At 68.2% G+C, this 14,203-nt stretch carries 11 protein-coding genes and 2 tRNA genes; 4 read left to right on the forward strand and 9 right to left on the reverse strand.

All coding sequences use genetic code 11. The features are described from left to right. Nucleotides 1-91 precede the first annotated feature (91 nt). Together ASF53_RS19295 and ASF53_RS19300 are read left to right on the forward strand one after the other, a co-directional pair. Nucleotides 92-166: transfer RNA gene (locus ASF53_RS19295), tRNA-Val, on the forward strand. A gap of 139 nt (nucleotides 167-305) precedes the next feature. Further along, the gene (locus ASF53_RS19300) at nucleotides 306-860 is read left to right on the forward strand and encodes a tellurite resistance TerB family protein (protein WP_056202357.1); all 555 of its coding nucleotides are present in this window, start codon (nucleotides 306-308) and stop codon (nucleotides 858-860) included. Between the two features lie 59 nt (nucleotides 861-919). On the opposite strand, the gene ASF53_RS19305 is transcribed toward ASF53_RS19300, so the two are convergent. The 8 genes from ASF53_RS19305 to ASF53_RS19335 all read right to left on the reverse strand — a co-directional run bounded on the left by ASF53_RS19305 (nucleotide 920) and on the right by ASF53_RS19335 (nucleotide 11,706). Then, nucleotides 920-2,452 carry an acyl-CoA carboxylase subunit beta gene (locus tag ASF53_RS19305; protein WP_003597263.1) on the reverse strand — a complete coding sequence of 511 codons (1,533 nt, stop codon included), beginning with the start codon at nucleotides 2,450-2,452 and terminating at the stop codon, nucleotides 920-922. Between the two features lie 226 nt (nucleotides 2,453-2,678). Then, nucleotides 2,679-2,813, reverse strand: coding sequence for a hypothetical protein (locus ASF53_RS26855; RefSeq protein ID WP_286134554.1), 135 nt, complete (start codon nucleotides 2,811-2,813; stop codon nucleotides 2,679-2,681). A gap of 782 nt (nucleotides 2,814-3,595) precedes the next feature. After that, complete coding sequence (locus ASF53_RS19310) at nucleotides 3,596-4,399, reverse strand: ATP12 family chaperone protein (protein WP_056202360.1); 804 nt, start codon at nucleotides 4,397-4,399, stop codon at nucleotides 3,596-3,598. Between the two features lie 60 nt (nucleotides 4,400-4,459). Next, entirely contained in the window at nucleotides 4,460-5,161 is a 702-nt protein-coding gene (locus ASF53_RS19315; RefSeq protein ID WP_056202361.1) for an HAD-IA family hydrolase, read from the reverse strand. A gap of 654 nt (nucleotides 5,162-5,815) precedes the next feature. Beyond that, the gene (locus ASF53_RS19320) at nucleotides 5,816-7,222 is read right to left on the reverse strand and encodes an RluA family pseudouridine synthase (protein WP_056202364.1); all 1,407 of its coding nucleotides are present in this window, start codon (nucleotides 7,220-7,222) and stop codon (nucleotides 5,816-5,818) included. A 172-nt stretch (nucleotides 7,223-7,394) separates the two neighbouring features. Then, nucleotides 7,395-8,642, reverse strand: coding sequence for an Hsp70 family protein (locus ASF53_RS19325; protein WP_056202367.1), 1,248 nt, complete (start codon nucleotides 8,640-8,642; stop codon nucleotides 7,395-7,397). Between the two features lie 221 nt (nucleotides 8,643-8,863). After that, nucleotides 8,864-10,357 (reverse strand): carboxypeptidase M32, encoded by a 1,494-nt coding sequence (locus ASF53_RS19330; protein ID WP_056202369.1) that lies wholly within the window; start codon nucleotides 10,355-10,357, stop codon nucleotides 8,864-8,866. A gap of 35 nt (nucleotides 10,358-10,392) precedes the next feature. Continuing rightward, a complete protein-coding gene (locus tag ASF53_RS19335; protein WP_056202373.1) occupies nucleotides 10,393-11,706 on the reverse strand; it encodes a replication-associated recombination protein A in 1,314 nt (437 codons plus the stop codon). 132 nt (nucleotides 11,707-11,838) lie between these two features. Between ASF53_RS19335 and ASF53_RS19340 the strand changes: the two genes are divergently transcribed. Beyond that, nucleotides 11,839-11,928, forward strand: a tRNA-Ser gene (locus ASF53_RS19340). Between the two features lie 97 nt (nucleotides 11,929-12,025). On the opposite strand, the gene ASF53_RS25940 is transcribed toward ASF53_RS19340, so the two are convergent. Further along, entirely contained in the window at nucleotides 12,026-12,337 is a 312-nt protein-coding gene (locus ASF53_RS25940) for a hypothetical protein (RefSeq protein WP_156635659.1), read from the reverse strand. Between the two features lie 257 nt (nucleotides 12,338-12,594). Between ASF53_RS25940 and ASF53_RS19350 the strand changes: the two genes are divergently transcribed. After that, nucleotides 12,595-13,524 (forward strand): HNH endonuclease, encoded by a 930-nt coding sequence (locus ASF53_RS19350; RefSeq protein WP_056202379.1) that lies wholly within the window; start codon nucleotides 12,595-12,597, stop codon nucleotides 13,522-13,524. The last annotated feature ends 679 nt before the right edge of the window (nucleotides 13,525-14,203 follow it).

The following is a 14,203-nucleotide window of genomic DNA, read 5'->3' on the forward strand; positions in this document are numbered from 1 at the left end:
CGCTTGCCGAGCGCCCGACCTCGGCGTATACGGCCCTCCGTCGCCACAGCGACGCCCGTGCCGCCCACCCGCGGCGGCACGTTGGGTGTTTGGGTGCGTAGCTCAGCGGGAGAGCATTCGCTTCACACGCGAAGGGTCACAGGTTCGATCCCTGTCGCGCCCACCACCGCCCCTCTACGACATGTCTGTCGTTTTCGTCACAAGACAGTTTCCCTGACGCCATCGGCCGGTATTTGACGCTCGCGCGTCTGCATGATGGGTTAGGCGGCGATTCGCATCATTTGTGGGTTCGCGGAGACTGCCTGTTGCCGATCCTCATCATTTTCACCGCTGTCGTCGCCAGCGTTTTGTTCTGGCTCCTGCGGGCCCATTACACGGTCAAGCAGCTCAAAGAGATCGATCAGGACACCAAGGGTCTTCAGCGCAAAGCGAAGTCGGCCTTCGAGGGCCTCGTCGGGACGCCGTTGCAGCGGGTGAACGACGTGCGGCTCGCGGCCGTCATCCTGATGATCCAGATCGTGCGCACCGGCAGCCCGATCACGGCCTCCGAGAAGACCCGCATCTTCGAGCTCATGGAAAACCCGCTGGCGATCCAGACGATCTCCGCGACCTTCGAGCGGGCTTGGCGCTACACGCAGGAACGCCGCCCGTTCTCGCTCGTCGCCGACCCGCTGCTGCCGCTGTTTCGCGAGAAGCTCACCGGCGAGGAGCGGATGCAGTTCGTCGACATGCTGACGAAGGTCGCCTCCGCCCATTCCGCTCCGAGCGAGCTGCAGCGTGAGGCCCTGGCGCGGTTGAAGCGGCGGCTGATCGCCGGCAAGCCGGAACTGGCGACAAGCCGGAATGCCAACTTCGGATAGAACGGACGCCGCGCGAGCAAAAAAGGCCGCCCCGAGGGGCGGCCCACCGTAGTCCCGCCTCAGAGCGGGATGTTGTCGTGCTTCTTCCAGGGCTGCTCCATCTCCTTGGTGCGCAGCATGCCGAGCGCCCGCGCGATCCGCTTGCGGGTGGAATGGGGCATGATCACCTCGTCGATGTAGCCGCGCTCCGCCGCCACGAAGGGCGAGAGGAAGCGGTCCTCGTATTCCTTGGTCCGTTCGGCGATCTTGTCCGCGTCGCCGATCTCGGCGCGGAAGATGATCTCGACCGCCCCCTTGGCGCCCATCACCGCGATCTGCGCCGTGGGCCATGCGTAGTTGAGATCGGCGCCGACATGCTTCGACGCCATGACGTCGTAGGCGCCGCCGAAGGCCTTGCGGGTGATGATGGTCACGAGCGGCACGGTCGCTTGGCTATAGGCGAAGAGCAGCTTGGCGCCGTGCTTGATCAGGCCGCCATATTCCTGGGCGGTGCCCGGCAGGAAGCCCGGCACGTCCACGAAGGTGACGATCGGGATCGAGAAGGCGTTGCAGAAGCGCACGAAGCGGGCCGCCTTGCGGGAGGCATCCGAATCGAGCACGCCGGCCAGCACCAGCGGCTGGTTCGCGACGAAACCGACGGTGCGGCCCTCGACGCGGCCGAAGCCGGTGATGATGTTGCGGGCGTAGGCGGCCTGGATCTCGAAGAAATCGCCCTCGTCCACGACGCGGCGGATCAGCTCGCCCATGTCGTAGGGCTTGTTCGGGTTGTCCGGGATCAGCGTGTCGAGCGACTTGTCGAGGCGGTTGACGTCGTCGAAGCTCTCGATCTCCGGCACGCCCTCGATGTTGTTGGCGGGCAGGAAATCGAGCAGGCGGCGGATCTGGAGGATCGCCTCGACGTCGTTCTCGAACGAGCCGTCGGCAATCGAGGATTTCGAGGTGTGGACCTTGGCGCCGCCGAGTTCTTCGGCCGTGACGACCTCGTTGGTGACGGTCTTCACCACATCGGGGCCGGTCACGAACATGTAGCTCGTGTCGCGCACCATGAAGATAAAATCGGTCATGGCCGGCGAGTAGACGTCGCCGCCCGCGCACGGCCCCATGATGACCGAGATCTGCGGGATCACGCCGGACGCCGCGACGTTGCGGCGGAACACCTCGCCGTAGCCGCCGAGCGCCGCCACGCCCTCTTGGATGCGGGCGCCGCCGGCATCGAAGATGCCGATGATCGGGGCGCGCATCTTCAGCGCCATGTCCTGGACCTTGACGATCTTGGCCGCGTGCGCCTCGGAGAGCGAGCCGCCGAACACCGTGAAGTCCTTCGAGAACAGGAAGACGGTGCGGCCGTTCACGGTGCCCCAGCCGGTGACGACGCCGTCGCCGGGGATCTTCTGCTTCTCCATGCCGAAATCGGTGGAGCGGTGCTGCACGAACATGTCGAACTCTTCGAACGACCCATGGTCGAGCAGGAGTTCGATACGCTCGCGCGCCGTGAGCTTGCCGCGCTTGTGCTGCGCCTCGAGCCGCTTTTCCCCGCCGCCGAGACGGGCCTGTGCGCGACGCTCCTCAAGCTTCTCGAGAATGTCCTTCATGGTGCTGGCGAGACTCCCTGGGGATCGAAATCGTTTTTTGAATGCAGATCAAAGCGTAAGAGCTTGACCTTGCATCGATCGATCGCCCTTAGCACGCGTTCCCGCCCTCGGAAACGGCTCGGCCAGAGGCCATTGGGCTAATCCTCGTAGAGAGGCCGCGCGCGGCAGCGGTCCGACCAGCCGGATCCCCCCCCCCGCGCGCGGCCGTGGCGTCGTCGGCGCGGGATCAGCCCTTCTTGATGAGCGGTGCCGGCTCAACCGGAGCGGGCGGCTTGGTGGCGCAGGCGGCGGTGCTCAGCGCGAGGACGGCAGCAACGGCCGCGAGGGTGATCCGGCGGGTGTCAATTCGAAGGGTCGGCACGTTCGTCTCCAAAAGTGAACGCCGCCGAGATTGGTGGATCAAGACTGGTCACGATAGTGCAGCGCGATGACAGTCATTCTGAAACACACTCGGTTTTCAAGATTGTTCGAAGTTTGGACAAACAGCTTTATTGCTAAGCGTCAAAGCATGATTGCAGAGCAGGCCAGATGATGTCGTCATGGTCGTCATGGTCGTCCGGCGCGGTGTCACGGGGAAGGGCCTTCCGAATCGCCCACGCGGCGGATACCGATTTCTGTCAACGCAGAGGCACCGATGACAACCCTTGGTGGAATGGCGCCGAACCAACTCGGCATGGTCCTGCTGGTCGAGGACGTGGCGGCCGCGGCGGCGTTCTACCGGGATGTGCTCGGGGCGGAGGAAACCAGCCGCAACGCACTCTCGGAGCCAATGCAAAATCTGCCCGCGGGAACCGTGACCAGTGTCGATCTGCGATTTGGAGACGCACATTTCTCGGTCGGCCGCGAGAATCCGAGCTGGGCGGGGAGCGCCGCCTCCGGATTGGCCGCGCTCCCCGCGTTCGGCGGGCGCCACCACCGTTCTGTCCAACCTCTACGTTTCCGATGTGGATGCACCCGTCGAACGGGCGCGCGCTGCCGGAGCGACGCCACGCAGCTGAGGGCCCGTGACCGAGGACACGGGCTGGGGAGAGCGTGTGGGAGAGTTCCTCGATCCGTCAGGCCATGTCTGGCGGTTGATCTCCGTCCAGAACGGCTCAGCCCGCGAGGCGGCGCCGTCGCAAGCGGCTCACGCCTGAGCGCGGCTTAAGCGCTGCGCTGCGCCACCATCGCCGCGGTCTCGAACTCCGTCCGGCGGTGGGCGAGGCGCGCCTCGGCCTCCGCGTCGCGCCCCCAGACACTTGCTTGATAGGTCTCGTCCACATGCGCCGCCACCCAGGCGTCGTCCGCGCTCAGGCGGCCGTGCAGAACAGCCAGCGCGATCACGAGGGAGCCGGTCAGCGTCGTGAGCGTGTGAAGGGCCGCGAGGCGGAACGGATCGTCCACCGCCTCGATCGCGGCGCGCAACGCCGCCACCGAGCCCTCCGGCTGCTCGACATGCATCACCCCCTCGGCGAGGAACAGCCGCGCGCCCAGCGTCTCGGCCACCCAGGCCACGAGCGGGTCCCAGGCCTCGGCCTGCACCGCGACGAGGCGTTCGGGCGCGCCGGCCCGGTAGGCGACGAGATCGGTGCCGGCAAAGGCGGCGAGATCCTCCGCGACCGCGGCGCGGCGCTCGACCACGCCGTCGATCGTGGTGTTGACGAGGCGGGTCAGCGGCATGGTGCGCGGGTCGATCACCGCCGCCTGCGCCTCCCATTCCGCCGCGAGCGCTTCACCCAGCACCCGGTCGGGCACGACCAGCGGCCGGCGGCCCGGCGTGTTGGCGCCGCGCCCGTCGAGGACGAGGCGGAAGCCGCCCTCGGTCTCCGCGAGGCCGGCCTGCGCGTAGAAGCGCTTCGGCAGGGCCGGCCCCGTCTCGGCGCGAGAGGCCTGGACGCGGTCGGGTTTTCCGTTCTCGCCGGGTTCGCCCAACCAATCACGGGTGACGTCGTCGCCTGAAGTGCTCATGATCCGCAGATAGGATTTCTCATCGCCTCGCGCGAGTCTCCGGCGCGACGGAGGATGCGGCTATGGGGTCGCGAGCCGTTCCGTCACCGGGCCGGGCCGCGAATCGTCCAGAGGGCCGGAGAACAGGTCGCTCAGGGTGGCCGCCGAATCGACCACCGTCACCGCGCCCGCGCTGAACAGGGCGCCGGGGGTGTGGTAGCCCCACCCGACGCCGATGGCGGCCACGCTCGCGCTCCGGGCCATCATCATGTCGAAGGTCGTGTCGCCGATCATCACCGTCATCGAGGGCTCGGCGCCGGTCTCGCTCATGGCCTGGAGCAGCATCGCCGGATCGGGCTTGGAGGGGGCGTCATCGGCGGTCTGGATCGTGGCAAACCAGCGCTCCCAGCCGTACTTGTCCACGAGATGATCGACGCCCCGGCGCGACTTGCCGGTGGCGATACCGAGCTGGATGTCGTCGCGGCGGTGCAGCCGCTCGACCAACTCGGCCATGCCCGGAAACAGCGGCTCCTCGTAATCGGGATCGACCCGCAGCGCCTGGAACGCCTTGCGATAGCTCTGTGCGAGCGATTCGATCGGCCCGGCCTCGCCGACGAGGCGACGGAACGCTTCCGGCAGGGACAGCCCGACGACGGACAGGGCCTCCTTGCGCGGGGGCGCCACCAATCCGTGCTCGGAGAAGGCGCGGTGCTGCGCCTCCACGATCAGGTGCTGGCTGTCGATGAGGGTGCCATCGACATCGAAGACGATCAGCTTGAGCACGGCCGAAGCGCCCCGAGGGCTCATGGCCTGCGAGCGGGCGCCGGCTGGGAGGCCGGGCGCCGCTCATAGCCGAGGCGGCAGCGAACGAGGAAGCGGCGGCGTGCGCCGCCGGACAACCTGCGGCGGTGCGATTCGCGGTTGCAAGCGGCGTAGGAGATGCGGCGTCGGCGCTCCGAGGCCCGCACGCCCGGACCCGGCGGTCGCGCCGCCGGTGCCGCCTGAGACGGGGAAGGGGCCGCCGCATGGGGCGGGGGCGCAGCGTGGGGTGCGCCTTGGACCTGTCCTTGGGACTTTTCCTGCGATGGTCCTTGGGGCTGCCCCGGCGCTCCATCGCCGGGAGGCGCCGCGCCGGCCGGCGCTGCGGCGCAGAGCAGGCCGACCAGCGCGACCGACAACAGGGTAACGGGCCTCATGCGATCCTGAACCTCGTTGTACCGGCCCGCGGCAGGGAAGGGGCTTTGGACAGTCCCGCCGGCAATCCCTGCCTCAGCCCATCGATTCGAACTTCGGCAACGGGATTCCAGGCCTGAACGCGATGCCGATAGAAGCACCTCGCGATGCCCTCGTCCACGCGCCGGACTGACGAAGCAAGAGTTATGGCAACAGGGTCCGGTTCCAAGGCTCTCCGCGCTTTCGTGAAGAGCCTTGGATCGTTCAGGCTTCCGGCGCTTCGACGATCGGGTCGTAGCGGGCGGCATCGAAGCCGAGCAGATTCCAGCTCTGCGCCATGTGCGGCGGCAGCGGGGCGCTGACATCGACCGGCTGGCCGGTGCGCGGATGTGGGATCACGATGCGGCGGGCGAGCAGGTGCAGGCGATTCTGGATGCCGCCGGGCAGCTCCCAGTTCTCCACGTCGAAGTATTTCGGGTCGCCGACGATCGGGTGGCCGATATGCGCGGCATGAGCCCGCAACTGGTGCGTCCGCCCGGTCACGGGCTTCAGCGAGAGCCAAGCCAGCTTCTGCGCCGCCTGATCGACCGTGGCGTAGTAGGTCAGCGCGTGGCTGGCGCCCTCGTCGCCGTGTTTGGCAACCCGCATCCGCGCATCGGCATCGGTCGGCTCGTCCTTGACGAGATAGGTCGAGACCCGGCCCTGGCGGGTGCGGGGCACGCCCGCCACCAGCGCCCAGTAGATTTTGCGGGCGGCGCGGGAGCGGAAGCTCTTGGCCAAAGTCGCAGCGGCCAGACGCGTCTTGGCGACGATCAGGCAACCCGCCGTGTCCTTGTCGAGGCGATGGACGAGGCGCGGGCGCTGCCCGTCCGGCCCGGTCAGCGCCTCCAACAGGCCGTCGACATGGCGCACGGTGCCCGTGCCGCCCTGCACCGCGAGGCCGAACGGCTTGTTGAGGATCATCATGTCCGCGTCCTCATAGAGGATCAGCGAGCGCAGGAACTCGGCATCCCCGTCGATCTTGGACGCGCTGCGCGGCCTGTCGGTCGGCTGGTCGAGCTTGAGCGGCGGCACCCGCACGCTCGAACCCGGCTCCAGCCGGTCGCTCGGCTTGGCACGCTTGCCATCGACGCGCAGCTCGCCCTTGCGGACGATGCTCTGCACGCGTGTGAAGGGAAGCTGGGGAAAACGCGCGCCGAGAAAGCGGTCGATCCGTATCCCGGCCTCGTCGGGATCGACGGTCAGCGTCTGCACGCCGCTCGCCAGCGTCGCCGACGCGGCGGCCCGCTGTTCGCGGCGCGTTGGGCCAGCCGGGGCCTCCGTGGGCGGTGCCTTGGCCGGGTCGGGCTTGGCGAAGGACGGCTTCGCAAAAGACGGCTTGGCAAAGGATGTCTTGGCCGCGGGGGGCTTGGCAAAAGGCGGTTTGGCGCGAGCACGCGGCGCGTCCGGCTTCAGCTCGGCAGCTTCCGGCACGCGATTCGGGCGCGGTGTGCCCTCGCTGCCCATGCCGTCATCCCAGGGCGAGCGTTCGGCAGCATCCTCGCCGCGATTGCGGGCGGCGCGCTGCGCAGCGTCTTTGGCGGAGGTGCGTGGCCCCGTGCCGGCACGCGGCGCGAACCCGCTGGGCCCGCGTTTTGCGCCGGATCCGCGATGTGGTGGACGTCCCTTCATGTGCCGCTGCTATCACCCTGAGATGACGGCGCAAAGCGCTGCGGCCGGTTGCGCGGCAGAATCCTTGCCGACGTTCCCCCGGCACGCGGAGACGGCGAGCCCCGGCGACCCGCGCCGCTGCCGCTCCCGCCGGCATGGGCAGCAGACGGGCGAGCAGGGCCGAATCGGCGTCTCAGGCCGCCAGCCGCGCCGCCTCCAACGTGAGGCCGAGCCCGACCGAACCGAACGTGTCGCCATCGACCACCCGCGCCCCCGGCACGCAGGCCGTCAGCGCCGCGCGGACATGCGGCAGGCCGGTCGAGCCGCCGGTGAGGAACAGCGCGTCGATCCGATCGGCCGTCAGCCCGGCCTGATCGAGGCAGCGGTCGATCCGCTGCGCCATGCGCCGCGCGAGGTCATCGGTATGTCCGGCCAGCCGTGCCCGATCGACATCCGCCGCCAGGCCCGACTCGACCCATTCGAGATCGACGGTGCCGGCCCCCGCATCGGACGCCGCGATCTTGGCACCCTCCACCGCCATGGCGAGGGAATGCCCGCGCTCGGCTTCGACGACGGTGCGCAGACGGCTCACGAGTTCCGGCCGGGCGGCGTCGCGCACCACCTCGTCGATCTCGCGCAGGGTCTTGGGATTGTAGAGCCGGTTGATGCTCGACCACGTCGCGAGGTCGTGGAAATAGGCGTTCGGAACCGCCAGATCCGCACGCTTCATCGGGCTTCCGAGGCCGAGGAGCGGCATCACCGCGCCGAGGCTCAGGTTCCGGTCGAAATCGGTGCCGCCGATGCGGATGCCGTCATTGGCCAGGATGTCCTCGGCCCGCTCATCGCGCTGATGCCGCTCGGGCGAGAGCCGAACAATGGAGAAGTCCGAGGTGCCACCGCCGATATCGGCGATCAGCGCGATCTCCTCAGACGTCACCGTGCGCTCGTAATCGAGGGCCGCCGCGATCGGCTCGTACTGGAAGCGGACGTGGCGGAAGCCGATGCTCTCGGCAATCCGGCGCAGGGTGTCCTCCGCCTTGCGGTCGGCGGCCGGGTCGTTGTCCACGAAATGGACCGGGCGCCCATGCACTACGGTGTCGAGTTCGACGCCGGCTTCCGCCTCGCCGCGCGCCTTCACCAGGGTGAGGTAGCGGGCGATGACGTCGCGGAAGCGGATGCGCTCGCGGCCGACCGGCGTGGTCTCCTCGATCAGGGGGGAGCCGAGCACGGATTTGAGCGCCCGCATCAGCCGGCCGGGCGTACCCTCGACATAGGCCTCAATCGCCTCCCGCCCGATCTGCGCCTCGTGGCCGGGCGCGAAGAAGATCGCGCTCGGCAGGGTGCGGTGCGTCCCCTCCAGCGGCACCAGGGTCGGATGGGTGCCCGTGCCGATCCCGAGGGTGGTGTTGGACGTGCCGAAATCGAGGCCGCAGGCCGCCATGGGACCGGATCGCTTGGATTCTGAGGGGAGGGCGGCCCCGTTACGGCGCCCGGCCGCTGAGTGCAATCCCCGAACCAGCCTCGTTGACGGCGATCGCTTGAAGCGATCGCCCTGGTTTCACTCCGTCCGCCGCCCCTGCGGACCGTCTCGGTTCCTTGGGCCGCCGCTCCGCACGCGATACTCCTCGCGCGTCTTGCCCTGCGACCTCGCTCGACCGGCTCCTACGCCGCCCCGAGATAGCGGCGGCGCAGATGCGCCAGGAAATCGTCTGCCCCGAGCGGCTTTCCAGTCGCGGCGGTCAGCAGCTCATCGGTTTCCATCAGGCTCGCGCGGGCATGGACGTTCTCCCGCAGCCAACCGCGCAACTGCGAAAAGTCGCCTTCGGCCAGCGCCGGGCGGATGCCGGGATGGGCAGCGCAGGCGGCTTTGAAAAGCTGCGCGGCGGCCAGCGCGCCGAGGGTGTAGGTCGGGAAATAGCCAAAGCTCCCGCCCGGCCAGTGGATGTCCTGAAGGCAGCCGTGCTGGTCATCGGGCACGGTGAGCCCCAGCAAATCCTTCATGCCGTCGTTGAAGGCGCCCGGCAGGTCGGCGACCGCGAGATCACCGGCGATCATCGCCGTCTCCAGGCGATAGCGCAGCAGGATATGAGCCGGGTAGGTCACCTCGTCGGCATCCACGCGGATGAGGCCCGGCTCGACGCGGGTGTAGAGGCGGTGCAGATTCTCCGCCTCCCAGGCCGGCCCTTCGCCACCGAACGCCTCGCGCAGGGTCGGCGCGAGGAAGGCGCAGAACTCGGCCGAGCGACAGGCCTGCATCTCGACCAGCAGCGACTGGCTCTCATGCAGGCTCATGCCGCGGGCCTGCCCCACCGGCTGATGCCGCCACGCGGCCGGGCGGCCCTGCTCGTAGAGCGCGTGGCCGGTCTCGTGCAGCACGCCCATCAGCGCCCCGGTGGCGCTCGCTTCGTCGTAGCGGGTGGTGATGCGCACGTCGTCGGTGGCCCCGCCGCAGAACGGGTGCAGGCTGATATCGAGTCGTCCGCGCGTGAAATCGAACCCGACCGCCTGCATCAGCCGCAGGCCGATCTCCCGCTGGGTCGCAACCGGAAACGGGCCCGGCAGCGGCAGGGGAGGGGCGTCGGCCGCCTGCCGTTCGCGCACCGCGACGACCAGATCCGGCAGGACGGCGCGCAACGCGTCGAAGATCGGATCGATGCGGGCGCGCCGCATACCGGGATCGTAGCCGTCGAGCAGCGCATCGTAGGGCGAAAGGCCGAGCGCCGCCCCCTTGGCCTCGCCGACGCAGCGTTGCAGCCGCAGCACCTCTTCGAGATGCGGGCGGAGCCGCGCGAAATCCGAATCACGCCGTGCCTCGCGCCAAACCATCTCGCAGCGCGTCGCCGCTTTCGAGGCCGCCGCGACGAGATCGCCCGGCACCGCCGACGCGTGGGCATAGGCCCGGCGCATCTCGCGCAGGTTGGCCCGCTCCCATTCGCCGAGGCCGCCCTCGGCTTCCGCCGCGTCAAACCGCTCGGCGTTGCGCGGGTCGGTGAGAATCTCGTGAGCCAGCACGCTCAGCACCGCCAGTTGCTCGCCGCGGGTGTCGGAGGCGCCGTCCGGCATCTGGGTCTGCGTGTCCCAACCAAGGATGCCGCTCGCATCCTCCAGCGCGCCGAGGCGAGCGAAGGTGGCGGTGAGCGTCGCGTAAGCCTGCATGATCAGTCGAGATCCCTCGGTGTCGTCTTTAAAGATCATTCGTCGCCGCGGCGCTCCTGCCGCAGCCGCTCCCAATAGGCCAGCCGCTCCCGGTAGCGAGTCTCCATGCCCCGGTCGGTCGGCTCGTAGAAATGCTGGCGCCCGAGCGCCTCCGGCCAGTAATCCTGGCCCGAGAAGGCGTCGGGCTCGTCGTGGTCGTAGCGGTAACCTTCGCCGTAACCGATCCGCCGCATCAGCCCCGTGGGGGCGTTGAGGATGGTGCGCGGCGGCGCAAGCGAGCCCGCAGCCTTCGCCACCCGCGTGGCCGCCTTGTAGGCGTTGTAGACCGCGTTCGATTTCGGCGCGCAGGCGAGATAGACCGTGACCTGCGCCAGCGCGAGTTCGCCCTCGGGCGAGCCGAGGAAGTCGAAAGCGTCCTTGGCCGCGTTCGCCACGACGAGAGCCTGCGGGTCGGCCAGCCCGATATCCTCCACCGCCATCCGCACGAGGCGCCGGGCGATGAACAATCGGTCTTCGCCCGCATCCAGCATCCGACAGAGGTAATACAGCGCCGCGTCGGGATCCGAGCCGCGCACCGTCTTATGCAGCGCGGAGATGAGGTTGTAGTGCCCCTCCTGCGCCTTGTCGTAGATCGGCGCCCGGCGCTGCACGAGGCTCTGAAGCGTCTCCGCGTCGAGGATTTCGCCGGGGCGTGCCGAGCGCCACACCTCCTCCGCGAGCGTCAGCGCCGCGCGCCCGTCGCCATCGGCCATGCGGATCAGCGCCGCGCGTGCCTCCTCATCAAGGGGGAGGGGCTGCCCGTCCATCTCCTCGGCCCGGGCCAGCAGCCGGGCCAGCGCCGACGCATCCAACGCACGAAACAGCAGCACCCGCGCACGCGACAGCAAAGCGGCGTTCAGTTCGAACGAAGGATTCTCCGTCGTGGCACCGACGAGCGTGACGGTGCCATCCTCCATCACCGGCAGGAAGGCATCGAGCTGGGCGCGGTTGAAGCGATGGATCTCATCGACGAACAGAAGGGTACCCTGGCCCGTCGACCGCCGCTTGCGCGCCGCCTCGAACACCTTCCGCAGATCGGCGATGCCGGAGAAGATCGCCGAGATCTGCTCGAAGTGCAGCGCGGTTTCATGCGCCAGCAGACGCGCCACGGTGGTCTTACCGGTGCCGGGCGGCCCCCAGAACACGAGCGAGCCGAGGCTGCGCGAGGCCAGCAGCCGTGTCAGCGCCCCATCCGGCCCGGTGAGGTGCTCCTGCCCCACGACCTCCGCGAGGCGGCGCGGGCGCAAACGATCCGCGAGCGGCCGGGGCGCACCCGTCTCAAGACCGGCGGAAACGAATAGATCGGACATGCGTGGCATGAACACCGCAGTCCCCTCCGTCCGCAAGGGCTCGAGCGGCGAAGTCCCCCATCCTCTGCAAAGCCGGCTTGTGGGCCCGCCCGCCCCGTGCTAGGGCGCATCCCGTCGATACGACACCTCTGCGGAGAGGTGGCAGAGCGGTTGAATGCACCGCACTCGAAATGCGGCATGGGTGCAAGCCCATCGGGGGTTCGAATCCCCCCCTCTCCGCCATTCACATCACGAACACCATAGATTTGCGTTTTTCGTGGTGATCGTTGCTACGATCGCAGCATAATCCTGCGTCTGCGACACCGCAGACATTGAAAAATCAGCGATTTTCCAGATCTTGGAACGCGCGCATTCGCCTGACTGCAAACACGTTCTGACGAACCAAGTGGCTTTGGTCGATGCGCACGACATCGTCGAAGTCGCAGCGTTGAGCGGAGACGGCACCCGCAATTCCGGAGACGCTCATCTCGCTGGTACAAGCCGGCGAACCGACCTCCGGCGAGTTAAGGGCTACCGCCGCACCAACGAACCGCAAGAGATCGTCAGCACGGACATCGATTACAGGACGCTGCTCTTCGCCGCGATTCGGCTGGGCAGCCTCGACGCATTGAACGCGCGCTTTCCAGCGCATCACCCGCTGTTCGGCCCGCCGTGATCGGGCGGTGGCTAGGGACGCAAAATTAGCTTGGCCTTGGAGGCCGGGTGCGCCGGCTTCATCGTGCTGGTCGTCGGGCAGCGCGCTCTTTTCTATGAGGAAGCCAGGGACGTGTTGTCGAAGGTTCGCCCCTCCCCTCCGGGGCTCGCAACCGGATCGGGTGTAACCCGTCGTCGGCAGGGCAGGTAGCAGGTTGCCTTGTCAGAGGGCGGGGATCGAGCAAATCTGTGCCCATGGTCCGCCTCTACATCGGCATCACCGATCAGGATTGGTTCGACGCGCTCTCGGCCGCGCCGCCTGATGAGGTCAATTTCTGGCAGCCAAGCGGCAATCGGATGTTCCGTGCGCTATGCCCAGGCGAGCTGTTCCTGTTCAAGCTGCACGCACCCCGCAATGTGATCGCCGGCGGTGGTGTGTTCTCTCACGCATCGCTCGCGCCCCTGTCGATGGCTTGGTCGGCCTTCGGGTCCAAGAACGGCGTCGCGAGCCTCGACGATATGCGTCGACGGATCGCGCGCTACCGCCGGGATACCTCGCTGCTCGACCCACGGCAGGATCCGGTGATCGGTTGCCGCGTGCTTACCCAGCCATTCTTCTGGCCTCAGGAACTCTGGCTGCCGATCCCGGCGACGTTCTCGCTGCAGACCCAGCAAGGCCGCGGGTACGACACGGAGGATGCCGATGGGGGCGCGCTCTGGGAGGCTGTCGTAGAGCGAATCCCAAGGGCCGTGCGAACGTCAGCGCCGGCGGCCACGACGCTCCCACGATACGGCGCGCCCGCCCTGATACAACCGCGGCTTGGCCAAGGTGCGTTCCGCTTGGCTGTCACGGACAGCTACGAGCGACGCTGTGCGGTGTCAGGTGAGCGTACATTGCCGATCCTGGACGCCGCTCACATCCACCCCTTCGCTGACGGCGGCGCGCATGAGATAGCCAACGGCCTGCTGCTGCGCACGGACATCCACCGGCTGTTCGACCTTGGCTACGTTACCGTGTCGGAGGACCACCACTTCGAGGTCAGCGGACGGCTCAAGGCCGACTTCGACAACGGGCGGCACTACTACGACCTGCACGGCCAGCTGCTAAGGCCACCGCGGCGAGGCGCAACGCAACCCTCCGCCAACGCTTTGCGCTGGCATCGCGAGCATCGCTATCGCGGTTGAACGGCTGGGTGTCGCCGCCATCGCCCGTGATGGCCAACGACCGGATCTCCTTCCCCTGCTTGGTCGGGATCACCCAGACCTGCCCGATCTGCCAGGCCATCATACCCGAAAGCGGCCAGACCCTCTGCTGTCCCTGCAGCCAGCGCCGCCGGTCCGAGCGCCAGATCGCCGAGTCAGCTTCCACGATCCTGATCCAGTGGATATCCGGGATGTTCATCGCCTTCTGCCTCGGTCGCATCCCCCCTCGACCAAGGCCTCGCCTCCGAGCGCATCGCCCGCGCCGCTGATGCCTGCCGCGCGATCGCGGCGACAGACCCCGCCTACGGCTAAATCGCCACCCAAAAAATTCACGCTACGATTGGCGCAGCGGGTGCACGGCGCGTCGCGCCCCTGATCGAGTTCATGAGCGATGTCGGCGTCCTCGAATGGGACCGCGCCCGGCTCCAAGTCCTCATCGAGAACGATCGGGTCGAGGCGATCCTGACTGCCCATCGGGACAGCTCGCACGCCCCTTCCTCCGCCAATACCGCGACGACTTCGCCGCCCGGGGCCGAAAGCTCCTTACACAGCGGACCGCGCTTACGACCGCCCTCGCGCTGCTCGCCGTCCTCGGCGACGCGCCGCTCGCCGATCTCAGCCAGCGCCACCTCGCACGCGCACTGCGCAAAATCCCGGGACA

Origin of the sequence: Methylobacterium sp. Leaf123, assembly GCF_001423405.1 — a bacterium.
Taxonomy (GTDB): Bacteria; Pseudomonadota; Alphaproteobacteria; order Rhizobiales; family Beijerinckiaceae; genus Methylobacterium.